Genomic DNA, 13571 nt, shown 5'->3' with positions numbered 1-13571 from the left:
ATCTCGCGACGCGCCGGGACGAGGAGGCCGTGAGGGCCGTCACAGACGGCCCCCGGGCCCCTCAGCCTGCGGAGGCGGCCTTGCGGACGGCGCCGGCGACGGCGCCCGCGACCTTGTCGTTGAACACCGACGGGATGATGTAGTTCGCGTTCAGCTCGTCCTCGCCGACGACGTCCGCCAGCGCGCTCGCGGCGGCCAGCATCATGCCGGTGTTCACCGTGCGGGACTGTGCGTCCAGCAGACCGCGGAAGACACCCGGGAAGACCAGCACGTTGTTGATCTGGTTCGGGAAGTCGGAGCGGCCGGTGGCGACGACGGCGGCGGTCTGACGGGCGACGGCCGGGTCCACCTCGGGGTCCGGGTTCGCGAGCGCGAACACGATGGCGCCCTCCGCCATGGCGGCGACGTCGTCGCCGGACAGCACGTTCGGCGCCGAGACGCCGATGAAGACGTCGGCGCCGACCACGGCCTCCTTCAGAGTGCCCGTGTACCCCTCGGGGTTGGTGTTGTCGGCGATCCAGCGCAGCGGGGAGTCCGCGGCCGCGTCGACGAGGTCGGGGCGGTCCGCGTGCACCACACCGTGGATGTCGGCGCTGACGGCGTTCTTGACGCCCGCCGCGAGGAGCAGCTTCAGGATGGCGGTACCGGCGGCGCCGGCGCCCGACATGACGACCTTGACGTCGCCAACTGCCTTGCCCACCACGCGAAGTGCGTTGGTGAGGGCCGCGAGCACCACGATCGCGGTGCCGTGCTGGTCGTCGTGGAAGACGGGGATGTCGAGGGCCTCGCGCAGTCGGGCCTCGATCTCGAAGCAGCGCGGCGCGGAGATGTCCTCGAGGTTGATGCCGGCGAAGCCCGGGGCGATGGCCTTGACGATGGCGACGATCTCGTCGGAATCCTGGGTGTCGAGGCAGATCGGCCAGGCGTCGATGCCGGCGAAGCGCTTGAAGAGGGCGGCCTTGCCCTCCATGACGGGCAGTGCGGCCATGGGGCCGATGTTGCCCAGGCCCAGCACGGCGGAGCCGTCCGTCACGACTGCGACGGAGTTGCGCTTGATGGTGAGGCGGCGCGCGTCCTCGGGGTTCTCGGCGATGGCCATGCACACGCGGGCCACGCCCGGGGTGTAGATCATCGAGAGGTCGTCACGGTTGCGGATGGGGTGCTTGGACGCCATCTCGATCTTGCCGCCGAGGTGCATCAGGAAGGTGCGGTCGGAGACCTTGCCCAGGCTGACGCCCTCGATCCCGCGCAGCTTCTCGACGATCTCGTCCGCGTGGGCGGTGGAGGTGGCGGCGATGGTGACGTCGATCCGGAGCTTCTCGTGACCGGAGGCCGTCACGTCGAGGCCGGTGACCGAGCCGCCGGAGGACTCCACGGCCGTGGTGAGCTGGGAGACCGCGGTTCCGCTCGCGGGCACTTCCAGGCGGACCGTCATCGAATACGAGACGCTGGGCGCCGTTGCCATGGCCGTGTTTCCTCTTCTGTCCCTGGTTCGCTTAACACACAGGGCCCCGCTGCACAGCAGGTGTGGCAGGACCTGTTGTCCGATCGTCCCACCTACCGGCCGGTACAAGGTAACCAGCTACAAATTTCGGAAAGACTCTTCCACCATACGAGATAGCAAGGGCGTGCGGAATGGGGGGTCCCAACAAAACAGGTCCGCGCCCTCCACTGGTGGAGGGCGCGGACCTGATGCTTCACATGTCTATGACACCGACCCGCCATGCTCGCCTCGCGGCAAGTGGTCGCTCGAAGCGACGAAGGTTGGGCCCGGGGGCTTGGATCGAGTCGGTGCCGTACCCAGGCTAACAAAGGATCCCGGAATGTGATCCCCCTGCTCGCACTCGGTTCGCCACACCACGCTCCTGGCCGCGGACCATACGGCGGTACGGGGCCCTGAGCAGGGCGGAACCCGGGTCTCGAACCGCCGGCGCGGGCCGTCCCCGCTACGGAAGCAACAGCTCCGGCACCCCGTCCGCGTCGGGCCTGTCCCGCTCGGCGGAGACCACCGTCAGCTGCTGCGTCGCACGCGTCAGCGCGACGTACAGCACCCGCAGGCCCGCCGGGGACTCGTCCGCGATCTCCGCCGGGGAGACGACCACCGTGGCGTCGTACTCCAGGCCCTTGGCCTCCAGGCTGCCCAGCGCCACCGCCCGCCCGCCCAGGTCGGCGAGCCAGCCCGCGGCCTCCGCGCGCCGGTCCATGGCCACGACCACGCCGACGGTGCCGTCCACCTGCTCCAGCAGCCGCCGGGTCTCCTCGCGGACCGCCGTGCCCAGATCGCCCCGCGCAGCCGTGAAGCGTGGCTCCAGGCCCGTGGAACGCACCGCCGACGGCGGCTCCATGCCGGGCATCGCCAGGCGCAGCACCCGGGAGGCGACCTCGGCGACCTCCGCCGGGTTGCGGTAGTTGACCGTCAGCGTGAACCGCCGGCGTGGCCGGCTGCCCAGGGCCTCGTCGCGGGCAGCGGCCGCCTCCTCCGGGTCCGTCCAGGAGGACTGCGCCGGGTCGCCCACCACCGTCCAGGTGCCGTGCCGGCCCCGGCGGCCCACCATCCGCCACTGCATCGGCGTCAGGTCCTGGGCCTCGTCCACGATGACGTGCGCGTACTCGGTGCGTTCCGCCGCGAGCCGCTCGGCCCGCTCCCACTGGGTCTCCTCGCGGGCCGGCATCAGCTCCTCCAGCCCGCTGAGCTGGTCGAGCGGGTCCATCTCGCGCCTCCGCCTGGGCCGCGCGGGGGCGCCGAGCAGCTGCTGGAGCTCATCGAGCAGTGCCACGTCGTGCACGGACAGCGGGCCCTTGCCGTCCGGGCCCACCCGGCGCAGCGAGCGGGCCAGCTGGCGGGTCTCGCGCGGGTTCAGATCCCGGCGCGACCAGCGGCCGAGGTGACGCTCGTCGGCCAGCGCGGCGAGCACCGCGCGCGGGGTCAGCTCGGGCCACCAGGCGTTCAGGAAGCCGATGAAGGCGTCCTCGGTGGAGATGTCCTCGTCGAAGGCGGAGCGCAGCTCGGCGGCCAGCTCCGGGTCGCTGTGCCGGCCGGCGCTTCCGGACTTGGCGTACAGGGCGTCGAGGAGCAGCTTGCGGGCGCGCGGGCGCAGCAGGTTGACGGGGGCGGTGCCGCCGAGCACGTTCTGCCGGATCCGGTTCAGCTCGTCGGCCTCCAGCTCATGACGGCGGCCGAAGGCCACCACGCGCAGCCGGTCGGGGGCGCCGCCGAGCTCCAGTGCGCCCCGTACGGCCTTGCGAAGCACCTTGAGCATCCGGGAGGAGCCCTTGATGCGGGCCACGGCCGGGGAGTCGTAGGTGGTGGCCTCCGCGCCGTCGACGAGCGACCCGAGTGCCCGGATGGCCACCTGGCCCTCCTCGCCGAGGGAGGGCAGCACGCCCTCGGTGTACGCGACGAGCAGCGGGGTCGGGGAGACGATCAGGATGCCGCCGGAGTAGCGGCGCCGGTCCTGATAGAGCAGGTAGGCGGCGCGGTGCAGGGCGACGGCCGTCTTGCCGGTGCCCGGCCCGCCGGCGACCTCGGCCACGGAGGCGGCGGGGGCCCGGATGACCAGGTCCTGCTCGGCCTGGATGGAGGAGACGATGTCCCGCATGGAGTGCGTACGGGCCCGCCCGAGGGCGGCCATCAGGGCGCCGTCGCCGATGGCGGGCAGCTCCCGGCCGTCCAGGAAGGCGGTGACCTCGGGGCGCATCAGGTCATCCTCGACGCCCAGCACCTTGCGGCCCTTGGACCGGATGACGCGGCGGCGCACGACGCGGCCGGGCTCCTTGGGCGTGGAGCGGTAGAACGGCGCGGCGGCCGGCGCGCGCCAGTCGATGACCAGCGGCGCGTAGTCGGAGTCCAGGACCCCGATGCGGCCGATGTGCAGCGTCTCCGCGACGTCGGCCGTGAGGTCCTCGCGGATCGCGTCGTCGGCGGGCTCGACGGAGGTGTACGCGCCGTCCGCCCCGCGCTCGCCGTCCTTGCCGAGCACCAGGTCGATGCGGCCGAAGAGGAAGTCCTCGAACTCGTTGTTCAGCCGGTTCAGGTGGATACCCGCCCGGAAGACCTGCGCGTCGCGCTCGGCGAGTGCGCCGGGCGTCCCCACCTGGCCGCGCTTGGCGGCGTCGTTCATGAGGAATTCCGCCTCGTGGATCTTCTCCTCGAGGCGTCGGTACACCCGGTCGAGATGCGTCTGCTCGACCGCGATCTCCCGATCGCGGACGGAATCCGCCGTGCTGTCGACAGCGGCATTCTGCGCGGCCACCAAGGCCCCCTTCTGACGTGCATGGGCGACCGTCAACCGTACGCGAACCGGCCCCCTGTCCGCACGCCCGTTCCGGAACCGGTCTCGCTCAGTGATACGCCGGCTACCGGGATCCGGACGCCAGGACCCGGCGGCGATGCCGGGCGACGCGCTCGCGGTTGCCGCACAGCTCACTCGAGCACCACCGGCGCCGGTGTCCGCGGGAGGTGTCCAGGTAGACCCGGGTGCAGCCGTCACCCGCGCAGGCCCGCAGCAGGGCGAGGTCGCCGGGGTCGGTCAGCAGCTCGACGGCGTCGCGGGCCACGGCCGCGAGCAGGGCGCCGCATTCCACACCGCCGCACAACTCCCGCACGAGGTGCCCTTCTTGGTCCCGTACGGCGCACACGCCCGGGGGTGGTCCGGCGGCCAGCGCGTTGACGCGGGCGAGGGCGTTCTCGTCGGGATCGCTCCCGAGCAGCTCCGCCCGTACGAGGACGTCCACGTCGCCGCGCAGGGCTCGGAAGGCCGCGACCCAGTCGGGCCCCACCCGGGCGAGCGGTGTCCGGTCGGGCACCAGCCCGGCCCCGGCGAGCCACAGCCGCAGCTCGTCGCCGTCCCGGATCCCCTCGTGGGGGGTGAAGGTGGCCACCAGGTCCAGGCAGATCCGCCCGGAATCGAACCGCATGCCGTCAGCCTCCCGTCGTGGGGTGCCGTACCAGATTGCCCTCGGGCGGGTCGCAGCGGAAGCCCCCGAACCGGTACCTCCGGTGGCGGGGCCGCCGCCGAATCCAGCCCCGTCGGCGTTTCGGGGCGCGGGGGTCCGCGGGCCGGCCCCCGGCGACGGCGCCGCACCCGGTGACGAAGTGTTCGGCGACTGCGCCGCTGCCGGGGCTCCGCCCCAGGCCCCGCGCCTCAAACGCCGACCGGGCCGGATCGGCTACAGCGCCGGCGGGTCGTCGTGCAGCAGCCGCTGGAAGAGGCGGTGGTCCCGCCAGGCGCCGTTGATGTGGAGGTAGCGCGGCGCGAGCCCGTACTGCTCGAAGCCCGCCTTGGCCAGCACCCGCTGCGAGGCCAGGTTGTCGACCAGGGTCCCGGCCTCCACGCGGTGCAGTCCCACCTCGTCGCGGGCGATCCGGCAGACCTCCTCCACGGCCGCGGTGGCCAGCCCCTTGCCGTGCCAGGCCCGGTCGACCCAGTAGCCCAAGCCGCCGCTGCACAGCGGCCCGAGCACGATGGAGCCGAGGTTGATCGCGCCGACGGGCGAGCCGGTGGCGGTCTCGACGAACACGTACGAGCGGAGCCGCCCCGCGTCCCGGTCGGCGAGCACGCCCTCGAGGCGGGTCCGTTGCCCCTGCTCCGTGTAGAAGGCGTCCGGGCGGACCGGCTCGAAGGGCGCCATGAACGCCCGGTTGCGTGCGAACACCTCGGCCAGCCCGGCGGCGTCGCCGAGCGTGACGCCCCTCATCTCCACGCCGTCAATGATCATCCCGGCACGTTAGCCGAGGACACCCCGGGCCGTCACCGCGTCCACGGGAAGCTCCCCGTACTTGGCGTCGCCGCCCGCGTCCAGCGACAGCCGGTAGCCCCGCTTGACCACCGTCTGGATCAGGTTCGGCGCCCCGAGCGCCGCCCTCAGCCGGGCCATCGCCGTCTCCACGGCGTGCTCGTCGCGCCCCGCCCCCGGCAGCGTCCGCAGCAGCTCCGCGCGGGACACCACCCAGCCCGGCCGTCGCGCCAGCGCCCGAAGCAGGGCCATCCCGGCCGGCGGCACCGGCCTCAGCTCCTCGTCCACCAGGACCGCGTGCCCCCGCAGCTCCACGCGGTGCCCGGCCACCGGCAGCACCCGGGCCCGGCCGGGCAGCTCCTGGCAGAGCAGCTGCACCAGCGGGCCCAGCCGGAACCGCTCCGGCTGCACCGTGCCCACCCCGTGCGCCTGCAGCGGCAGTGCGGTCACCGGCCCGACGCACGCGGTCAGCAGCGTGCCGCGCAGCGCGTCCAGCACGGCCTCCAGCACGCCCCGCTCCTCGGCCCGGGACAGCAGCGAGGCCGCCGCCGGGGCCGAGGTGAAGCTGACGGCGTCCACGCCGCCCCCGACCATCGCGTCCAGCAGCCGGTCCAGCGGCCCGAGGTCTTCGGGCGCCATCCACCGGTACACCGGGACGACCACCACGTCTGCCCCGCCGGCCCGCAGCGCCTCGACGAAGCCGGGCAGCGGCTCCCCGTGCAGCTGGAGTGCGATCCGCCGTCCGGCCACCCCGGCCGACAGGAGCCGCTCCAGTACCTCGGCGAGCGATTCCGACTCCGGGGACCAGGTCTCGACGAGCCCGGCGGCCCGGATGGCCCCCTTCACCTTCGGTCCGCGCGCGAGCAGTTCGGTGGCCCGCAGCCGCTCCAGCAGTTCCACGCCGACCCCCCACCCGTCGGCGGCCTCGATCCACCCCCGGAAGCCGATGGCGGTGGTGGCCACGACCACGTCCGGTGCGCAGTCGATCAGTTCCCTGGTGGCGGCCAGCAGTTCGCTGTCGTCGGCGAGCGGCACGATCCGCAGCGCCGGCGCGTGCAGCACCGCCGCTCCGCGCCGCCGCAGCAGCGCGATCAGCTCGTCCGCCCGCCGGGCGGCGGTGACCCCGACGGTGAAGCCCGCGAGGGGGCCGGTGTTCGTGTCGTCCATCGTGACCTGCCTAGTGACGCATGGGGGGGCGGTACGGGTGAACCGAGAGTGCCAAGGCGGCATGTCGGACTCGGTTCACCTGTATTTCGCCCCGGTTACACCGACGTGAGCTGCGGTTTCGCCTCGGCCCCTGTGGTCTGGATCACCGCGGCCGCCGGCCGGCGAAGGTATACCGCCCACGTCACCGCGCAGCACACGGCGTAGAAGGCGAGGAAGGTGACGAAGGCCGCCGTGCCCGAACCTGAGGTGAGGAACGCCTCCCGGAAGACCAGGTTGATGCCCAGCCCGCCGAGCGCGCCGACCGCACCGATCAGACCCATCGAGGCCCCGGAGAGCCGCCGCCCGTACGCCGCCGCGGTCTCGCCGCTCATCCCGCGCGCCAGCGCCTTCGCCTGGAAGATGCCCGGGATCATCTTGTACGTCGACCCGTTGCCGAGCCCGCTGAGGACGAACAGGGCCACGAACCCGACGAGGAAGACCGGCAGCGACGACCGCCCCGAGGCGTACACCACCACTCCGGTCGCCGCCGCCATCGCCACGAAGGTGCCCAGGGTGATCCGCGCCCCGCCGAACCGGTCCGCGAGCGCGCCGCCCACCGGCCGGATCAGCGAACCGAGCAGCGGTCCGACGAAGGTCAGCGAGGCGGCCTGCAACGGGGTCCGGCCGAACTGGGTCTGGAGCACCAGCCCGAAGGCGAAGCTGTAGCCGATGAAGGAGCCGAACGTCCCGATGTAGAGGAACGCCATGATCCAGGTGTGTGCGTCCTTCAGCGCCTCGCGGACGGCGCCGGTGTCGTTGCGCACGGGCGCCAGGTTGTCCATCCGCGCGGCCGCCAGGATCGCCGCGATCACGATCAGCGGGATGTAGGCGGCGAGCAGGAGCCGCGGGTGCGTGGCCCCGGCGGTGGCGATGACCAGGAGTCCGGCCAACTGCACCACGGGCACGCCGATGTTGCCGCCGCCGGCGTTCAGGCCGAGCGCCCAGCCCTTCTTGCGCAGCGGGAAGAAGGCGTTGATGTTGGTCATCGAGGAGGCGAAGTTGCCGCCGCCGACGCCGGTGAGGGCAGCGACGAGCAGGAACGTCCCGTACGAGGTCCCGGGCTCCATCACCACCAGTGCGGCCACCGTCGGTGCGAGCAGCATCAGCGCGCTGAAGACGGTCCAGTTCCGGCCGCCGAAGCGGGCGACGGCGAAGGTGTACGGCACCCGCACCAGCGCGCCGACGACGGTCGCCGTCGCGATCAGGGCGAACTTGCCGGCCGGGTCGATGCCGTACTCGGGCCCCATGAAGAGGACCATCACGGACCAGAGCGTCCAGATCGAGAAGCCGATGTGCTCGGAGAGCACGGAGTAGACGAGGTTGCGGCGGGCGGTCCGCTCCCCCGTCTCCTTCCAGAAAGTCTCGTCCTCGGGATCCCACTGCTCGATCCAGCGGCCTCCCCTGCGCGGTGCGGTCGTACCGGTCATCACACGCCTCCACAGCTGTCGCGTCCGTGGTGACGACCTTAGGAAGGACGCGTTTCGGCCTCGGTCCCCGCCGGATGACCGCCGGGAAACCTTGGTCTCACCCACCGGCCGGGCCCTGTGTGAGCCGTGCCGGGAGACGGCTGCCGGGTGGCGGTTCGAGCCATCCCCGCTCGGCCGCCAGCTCGGCGGCCGCGGCGAGCAGGGCGTCCAGCCCGGGGTGGCGCAGACCCTTCCGCCACACCATCGACAGCGGTGACAGCGGCACGGGGTCGGTCAGCGGCAGCTTCACGCATCCCGGCATGTCCAGGAAGTCGACGGTCGCCAGTACCGGATTGCCGGTCTTGACCATGACCCGGCGGAACTCCTCCTTGCCCACGGCGACCGGCGCGGGAGGCGCCATGAGGATCCCCCGCCCGGCGAACAGCTCGCGCGCCATCCCGGTCCACTCCAGCGTCCGCGGGTTCCCGGCGCCCACGTACACGGTCTCCCCGGCCAGTGCGTCCAGCGGTACGGACTCCCGCGCGGCCAGCGCGTGCCCCTCGGGCAGCAGCACGGCGAGCGGCTCGTACCGTACGGGGCTGCGCGCGAGCGGCGCCCGCAGCGCCGGGTCCAGTCCGTCGGCGTACCCGAAGGAGACGTCGAGGCGCCCGGCCGCGATCTCGGCGGCGGCGTAGGTGAGCCCGCTCTCGAAGCGGGCCATCAGCTCGCAGTCCGGAGCGAGTTCGCGTGCCCGCTCCAGGACCGTGCGGCCGGTTCCGGGCCCGTCGGTGTTCAGGTCGACGAGGAGCGGGCGGGGCTCGGCGTTCTGGCCGAAGGCGGCTGCCAGCTCCTCGTGCGCGCGCAGCACGCGCCGGGCCAGCGGCAGCAGCCGCCGGCCGTCGGCGGTCAGCTCCACCTGCCGGGTCGTACGTACGAACAGCGAGGTGTCCAGGGCGAGTTCGAGCCGCCGGACATCGCGACTGAGCGCCTGCTGGGCGACGTAGAGGCGGGCGGCGGCACGCGTGAAGTGCAGTTCTTCGGCGGCCGCGACGAACCCGCGCAGCAGCCGGGGGTCCACGTCGCGGGGCATCATCCCCGGAGACTAACAACAGATCCAGGTGAATGACCTCCGAACAGGTGTTGGACCGGGGTGGGGGCGGGGCCCGAGGCTTCTCCCATGCCCGCCACCACCACGACCGCCGCCCGTACGCCGCGCATGACCGTCACCGGCAACACCCTCGTCCTCGCCGCCGCGCCCGCCCGTCCCTCCCGTCCCTCCCGTCCCTCCCGGGCGGCCCGCACGCCCCAGGGCCCGTACCGCCGCCTGTTCGCCCTGCCCGGCGCCCGCGGATTCACCGCCGGCAATCTGCTCGCGCGGCTCCCCATGGGCATGTTCGGGGTCAGCGCGGTGATGATGATCGCCGGCCAGCGCGGCTCGTACGCCCTCGCCGGCGCGGTCACGGCGACCGGCCTGGCCGCCACGGCGCTGGTCGCCCCCTGGACCGCCCGGCTGATCGACCGCCACGGCCAGGCCCGGATCGCCGTCCCGGCCACCCTGATCGCGGTCCTCGGCTCGCTGGCCCTGATCGTGTGCGTCCGTACCGGGGCGCCCGCGTGGACCCTCTTCGCCGCCTACGCCGCGACCGCCACCACCCCCAACATCGGCGGCATGTCCCGGGCCCGCTGGACCCATCTGCTGCGCGACTCCCCGGCCTCGCACCACACGGCGATGTCCTTCGAACAGGCCGCCGACGAAATGTGCTTCATGCTCGGACCGGTCCTGGCGGCCTTCCTGTGCAGCGCCGTCTTCCCCGAGGCGGGCACCCTCGCCGGCGCCGGTCTGCTGCTCACCGGCATGCTGGTCTTCACCTCCTGCCGCGCCACCCAGCCCCCGGTCACGGCGGCGCCCCGCCGCGGCTCACCGCTGCGCGCCCTCGGCCCGCTGCTGCCCCTCTTCCTCGTCACGGGCGTGATCTTCGGCTCGATGGAGATCGCCTCGATCGCCCACCTCGACGCACAGGGCCTGGGTGCCGCCTCCGGCCTGGTCCTGGCCCTCCAGGCGGCGGGCTCCTGCGCGGCCGGCCTGCTCTACGGCACCCTGCGCGCCCGCTCGCTCAAGGCCTGCGTGTTCGCCCTGGCAGCCCTCATGACCCTCCCCTGGGCCGCGGCGGCCGCCGGCTCCCTGCCCGCCCTCGCCTGCGCCCTCCTCCTGGCCGGCATGGCCACGGCACCGACGATGGTGACGGCGATGTCCCGCGTCCACGCCCTCACCCCGGAGGGCCGCCTCAACGAGGGCATGACGCTGGCGGTCACCGCCATCTTCGCGGGCATCGCGGCCGGCTCGGCCTCCGCCGGCTGGGTGGTGGAGAACATGGGCCCCACCGCCGCCTACGCACTCCCGGCCGCAGCCGCGCTGCTCGCCCTGGCGACCACGGCCCGGCGCCGCTCCGCCGACGGCGGCCCGTCCGCATGACAAAGGTCCGCAGCAACCATCCGACAGCAGGACCCGCGAAACCTGTACCAGGTTTCGGTACCAGCCATGTACCATAAACTCGTACGACTCAGCGAAGGAGTGAGCCCATGTCCATAAGCGCCAGCGAGGCCAGGGCGACTCTGTTCCCCCTGATCGAACGGGTCAACACCGACCATGCCCCGGTGCGCATCACCTCCAAGAACGGCGACGCCGTCCTCATGTCCGCCGACGACTACGACTCCTGGCAGGAGACCGTCTACCTGCTGCGCTCCCCCGCCAACGCCCGGCGACTGATGGAAGCCGTCGCACGCGACCGCGAGGGCGCCCCCACGGTCACCAGGACGCAGGATGAGCTGAGGGAGTTGGCCGGGGGCGAGGAGTGAAGAGCGTTCACTTCGACCCCGCCGCATGGGAAGACTTCCTGTTCTGGCTCACCGCGGACCGGAAGATGGCCCGCCGGATCACCCGCCTGATCGGCGAGATCCAGCGCGATCCGTTCACCGGCATCGGCAAGCCCGAGCCGCTGAAGGGCGTGCTGTCGGGCTACTGGTCGCGCCGGATCGACGACGAGCACCGGCTCGTGTACCGGGCGGACGACAAGGAAGTGAAGGTCCTCAAGGCCCGCTACCACTACTGACACATGACAAAGGCCCCGCAGCCGAGAGGCTGCGGGGCCTTTGCCCACATGGGATGAGTGGAGATGGCGGGAATCGAACCCGCGTCCAACGGTGCAGAAGCAGGGCTTCTCCGAGCGCAGTCCGCTGCGCTTTTCTCAGCCCCGGAGATCACACGGACAAGTCTCCGACGGGCTCAGTCACTGTTTGATTTCCCTCCAACCCCCGTGACCGGGGCTAGAGGTTTAGATCCCTAGTTGACGCCAGGATCCGGACCGGGACCACTTCCGGGCTGACGCTCCTCACAGAGGCTTCAGCTCACTGTTATTAGGCAGCGAGGGTGAAGCGGGAGTTATCGCTCTTGGAGTTGGCGATTATTGTTTGCGACATGTGGTTAGCGAGATCATTGCCGCTTCCTCGGCTCGCTTCCCCTGCATCGACATCCGCTGTCGAAACCGATCATCCCCATGTTTTTTTAACAAACAGCGTCCCCGTGACCGGGGGTGCTGACGCCATGGTACGCGAAGTGGACCACTGCGTGCCAGGAGATTAAACCGTACCCCGCTGCTTGCGGCGGACCGCCGAGATCGCCCGGTTCGTCTCGCGGGTGTCCTGCTTCTCCCGCAGCGTCTGGCGCTTGTCGTACTCCTTCTTGCCCTTGGCCAGCGCGATCTCGACCTTCGCGCGGCCGTCCTTGAAGTACAGCGAGAGGGGCACGATCGTGTGACCCGACTCGTCCGCCTTGCGCTCCAGCTTGTCGATCTCCTCCCGGTGCATGAGGAGCTTGCGCTTGCGCCGGGCGCTGTGGTTGGTCCAGGTGCCCTGGCTGTACTCCGGCACGTGCACGTTGTAGAGCCAGGCTTCCCGGCCCTCCACCGACACGAAGCCGTCGACCAGCGAGGCCCGGCCCTGGCGCATGGACTTGACCTCGGTCCCCGTGAGCACGAGACCGCACTCGTAGGTGTCGAGGATCGTGTAGTCGTGCCGCGCCTTCTTGTTCTGGGCGATCAGCTTGCGCCCTTTTTCCTTAGCCATAGTGCGGTCATTTTCGCACTATGGACCCACCCCGAGGCCACCCAATACCGTGACGGCCCGCTCCTCGACCCGGTCGCCCGCCGCCACATCCGGCGTGATGCCGCTGCCGTCCAGGCTGCGGCCCGCCGGCGTGCGGTACGTGCCGACCGTCAGCTCGGCCACCGAGCCGTCCGGGAGCTCGGTCGGCATCTGCACCGAACCCTTGCCGAAGGTCCGGCTGCCGACCGCCACCGCCCGTCCGCGGTCCTGGAGGGCGCCCGTCACCAGCTCGGCCGCACTCATCGTGCCGCCGTCCACGAGGGCCACCAGCGGCCGGGCCGTGTCCCCGCCCGGGGTCGCGTGCAGGACGCGCTGATCGCCCCGTACGTCGTACGTCGCCACGAGGCCGCCGTCCAGGAAGGCGGAGGCGGCCGTGACCGCCTCGGCGACCAGCCCGCCCGGATTGCCACGCAGGTCGAGCACGACCCCCGCGCCCGGCGGGGCCGCGCGGACGGCGGCCTGGACCCGCTCGCCGGAACCGCGGGTGAAGGAGGTCACCTTGATGACGGTGACGCCGTCCGGGCGCTGCCGTACGGTCACCGGCTCGGTGCGCAGCTGCTCGCGGCGGACGGTCTCGGTGAGGCCGGCGCCGTCCCGGCTCAGGCCGAGCACGACGGGGGTGCCGGCGGTGCCGCGCAGCAGGGCGACCACGTCGGTGACGGCCAGGCCGGTCACGGCGTGCCCGTCGACGCTCAGCAGCCGGTCCCCGGCGCGCAGTCCGGCCCGGGCGGCGGGGCTGCCGGGCTGGACCTTGTCGACCTTGATCACGCCGTCGTGGGCGCGCCCGGCCCAGACCCCGACGCCGGTCCAGTGGCCGTCGAGGCCCTCGGCGAAGGCGGCGTACTCGCCCTGGTCGTAGACGGTGCCCCAGCGGTCGCCGCTGCGGCTGACCACGTCCTGGGCCGCCTTCTTGCCCGACTTCCCCTCGGCGACGGCCTCGGCGGCGGCGCGGGCGACCGCGTCGCGGTCGGCGGTGCCCGCCTCACGGGGGGCGGCGGATGCGCCGAGGTCCGCACGGACGTCGGCGGCCGCGGCGCCGTCCTCGCGGTCCCAGCATCCGGT

The 13571-nt window shown here is 72.4% G+C and carries 12 protein-coding genes and 1 other RNA gene; 3 read left to right on the top strand and 10 right to left on the bottom strand.

What is annotated here, in order from left to right; translation table 11 throughout:
• Nucleotides 1-61 precede the first annotated feature (61 nt).
• The 7 genes from ACWGIF_RS07020 to ACWGIF_RS06990 all read right to left on the bottom strand — a co-directional run bounded on the left by ACWGIF_RS07020 (nucleotide 62) and on the right by ACWGIF_RS06990 (nucleotide 9441).
• On the bottom strand, nucleotides 62-1465 hold the full coding sequence (locus ACWGIF_RS07020) for a malic enzyme-like NAD(P)-binding protein (RefSeq protein WP_453492219.1): 1404 nt from the start codon (nucleotides 1463-1465) through the stop codon (nucleotides 62-64).
• 481 nt (nucleotides 1466-1946) lie between these two features.
• Nucleotides 1947-4253 (bottom strand): HelD family protein, encoded by a 2307-nt coding sequence (locus ACWGIF_RS07015; protein WP_453492217.1) that lies wholly within the window; start codon nucleotides 4251-4253, stop codon nucleotides 1947-1949.
• Between the two features lie 103 nt (nucleotides 4254-4356).
• Complete coding sequence (locus ACWGIF_RS07010; protein WP_453492214.1) at nucleotides 4357-4917, bottom strand: CGNR zinc finger domain-containing protein; 561 nt, start codon at nucleotides 4915-4917, stop codon at nucleotides 4357-4359.
• A gap of 252 nt (nucleotides 4918-5169) precedes the next feature.
• Nucleotides 5170-5718 (bottom strand): GNAT family N-acetyltransferase, encoded by a 549-nt coding sequence (locus ACWGIF_RS07005; protein ID WP_453492211.1) that lies wholly within the window; start codon nucleotides 5716-5718, stop codon nucleotides 5170-5172.
• 9 nt (nucleotides 5719-5727) lie between these two features.
• The gene (locus ACWGIF_RS07000; RefSeq protein WP_453492208.1) at nucleotides 5728-6903 is read right to left on the bottom strand and encodes a uroporphyrinogen-III synthase; all 1176 of its coding nucleotides are present in this window, start codon (nucleotides 6901-6903) and stop codon (nucleotides 5728-5730) included.
• Nucleotides 6904-6998: 95 nt separating this feature from the next.
• Entirely contained in the window at nucleotides 6999-8369 is a 1371-nt protein-coding gene (locus ACWGIF_RS06995; RefSeq protein WP_453492205.1) for a nitrate/nitrite transporter, read from the bottom strand.
• Nucleotides 8370-8466: 97 nt separating this feature from the next.
• A complete protein-coding gene (locus tag ACWGIF_RS06990; RefSeq protein ID WP_453492202.1) occupies nucleotides 8467-9441 on the bottom strand; it encodes a LysR family transcriptional regulator in 975 nt (324 codons plus the stop codon).
• Nucleotides 9442-9525: 84 nt separating this feature from the next.
• On the opposite strand from ACWGIF_RS06990, the gene ACWGIF_RS06985 reads away from it, so the two are divergent.
• The 3 genes from ACWGIF_RS06985 (at nucleotide 9526) to ACWGIF_RS06975 (ending at nucleotide 11458) form a co-directional block, all read left to right on the top strand.
• Nucleotides 9526-10821: an MFS transporter gene (locus ACWGIF_RS06985; RefSeq protein ID WP_453492199.1), complete on the top strand. Its 1296-nt coding sequence runs from the start codon at nucleotides 9526-9528 to the stop codon at nucleotides 10819-10821.
• A 107-nt stretch (nucleotides 10822-10928) separates the two neighbouring features.
• Nucleotides 10929-11204: a type II toxin-antitoxin system Phd/YefM family antitoxin gene (locus ACWGIF_RS06980; RefSeq protein WP_453492196.1), complete on the top strand. Its 276-nt coding sequence runs from the start codon at nucleotides 10929-10931 to the stop codon at nucleotides 11202-11204.
• Nucleotides 11201-11458 (top strand): Txe/YoeB family addiction module toxin, encoded by a 258-nt coding sequence (locus ACWGIF_RS06975; RefSeq protein ID WP_453492193.1) that lies wholly within the window; start codon nucleotides 11201-11203, stop codon nucleotides 11456-11458. The genes ACWGIF_RS06980 and ACWGIF_RS06975 overlap by 4 nt, the downstream gene beginning before the upstream one ends.
• Before the next feature lie 55 nt (nucleotides 11459-11513).
• Here ACWGIF_RS06975 and ssrA read toward each other — a convergent pair.
• From ssrA to ACWGIF_RS06960, 3 genes are all read right to left on the bottom strand, one after another.
• Nucleotides 11514-11902: a transfer-messenger RNA gene (gene ssrA / locus ACWGIF_RS06970) on the bottom strand.
• Nucleotides 11903-11984: 82 nt separating this feature from the next.
• Complete coding sequence (smpB, locus tag ACWGIF_RS06965; protein ID WP_393748020.1) at nucleotides 11985-12470, bottom strand: SsrA-binding protein SmpB; 486 nt, start codon at nucleotides 12468-12470, stop codon at nucleotides 11985-11987.
• Between the two features lie 18 nt (nucleotides 12471-12488).
• Nucleotides 12489-13571 (bottom strand): S41 family peptidase (locus ACWGIF_RS06960; protein ID WP_453492189.1); only part of this gene is annotated, 1083 nt, incomplete at its 5' end.

The sequence above is a fragment of the Streptomyces sp. NPDC054849 genome, from assembly GCF_053610945.1.
The sequence above is the reverse complement of the archived record's forward strand: the minus strand, read 5'-3'. Positions and strand labels throughout refer to the sequence as shown.

Coding starts and splice junctions, on each gene's coding strand:
- ACWGIF_RS07020 (WP_453492219.1), bottom strand. CDS start 1,465: ATGGCAACGGCGCCCAGCGTCTCGTATTCGATGACGGTCCGCCTGGAA.
- ACWGIF_RS07010 (WP_453492214.1), bottom strand. CDS start 4,917: ATGCGGTTCGATTCCGGGCGGATCTGCCTGGACCTGGTGGCCACCTTC.
- ACWGIF_RS07005 (WP_453492211.1), bottom strand. CDS start 5,718: ATGATCATTGACGGCGTGGAGATGAGGGGCGTCACGCTCGGCGACGCC.
- ACWGIF_RS07000 (WP_453492208.1), bottom strand. CDS start 6,903: ATGGACGACACGAACACCGGCCCCCTCGCGGGCTTCACCGTCGGGGTC.
- ACWGIF_RS06995 (WP_453492205.1), bottom strand. CDS start 8,369: ATGACCGGTACGACCGCACCGCGCAGGGGAGGCCGCTGGATCGAGCAG.
- ACWGIF_RS06990 (WP_453492202.1), bottom strand. CDS start 9,441: ATGATGCCCCGCGACGTGGACCCCCGGCTGCTGCGCGGGTTCGTCGCG.
- ACWGIF_RS06985 (WP_453492199.1), top strand. CDS start 9,526: ATGCCCGCCACCACCACGACCGCCGCCCGTACGCCGCGCATGACCGTC.
- ACWGIF_RS06980 (WP_453492196.1), top strand. CDS start 10,929: ATGTCCATAAGCGCCAGCGAGGCCAGGGCGACTCTGTTCCCCCTGATC.
- smpB (WP_393748020.1), bottom strand. CDS start 12,470: ATGGCTAAGGAAAAAGGGCGCAAGCTGATCGCCCAGAACAAGAAGGCG.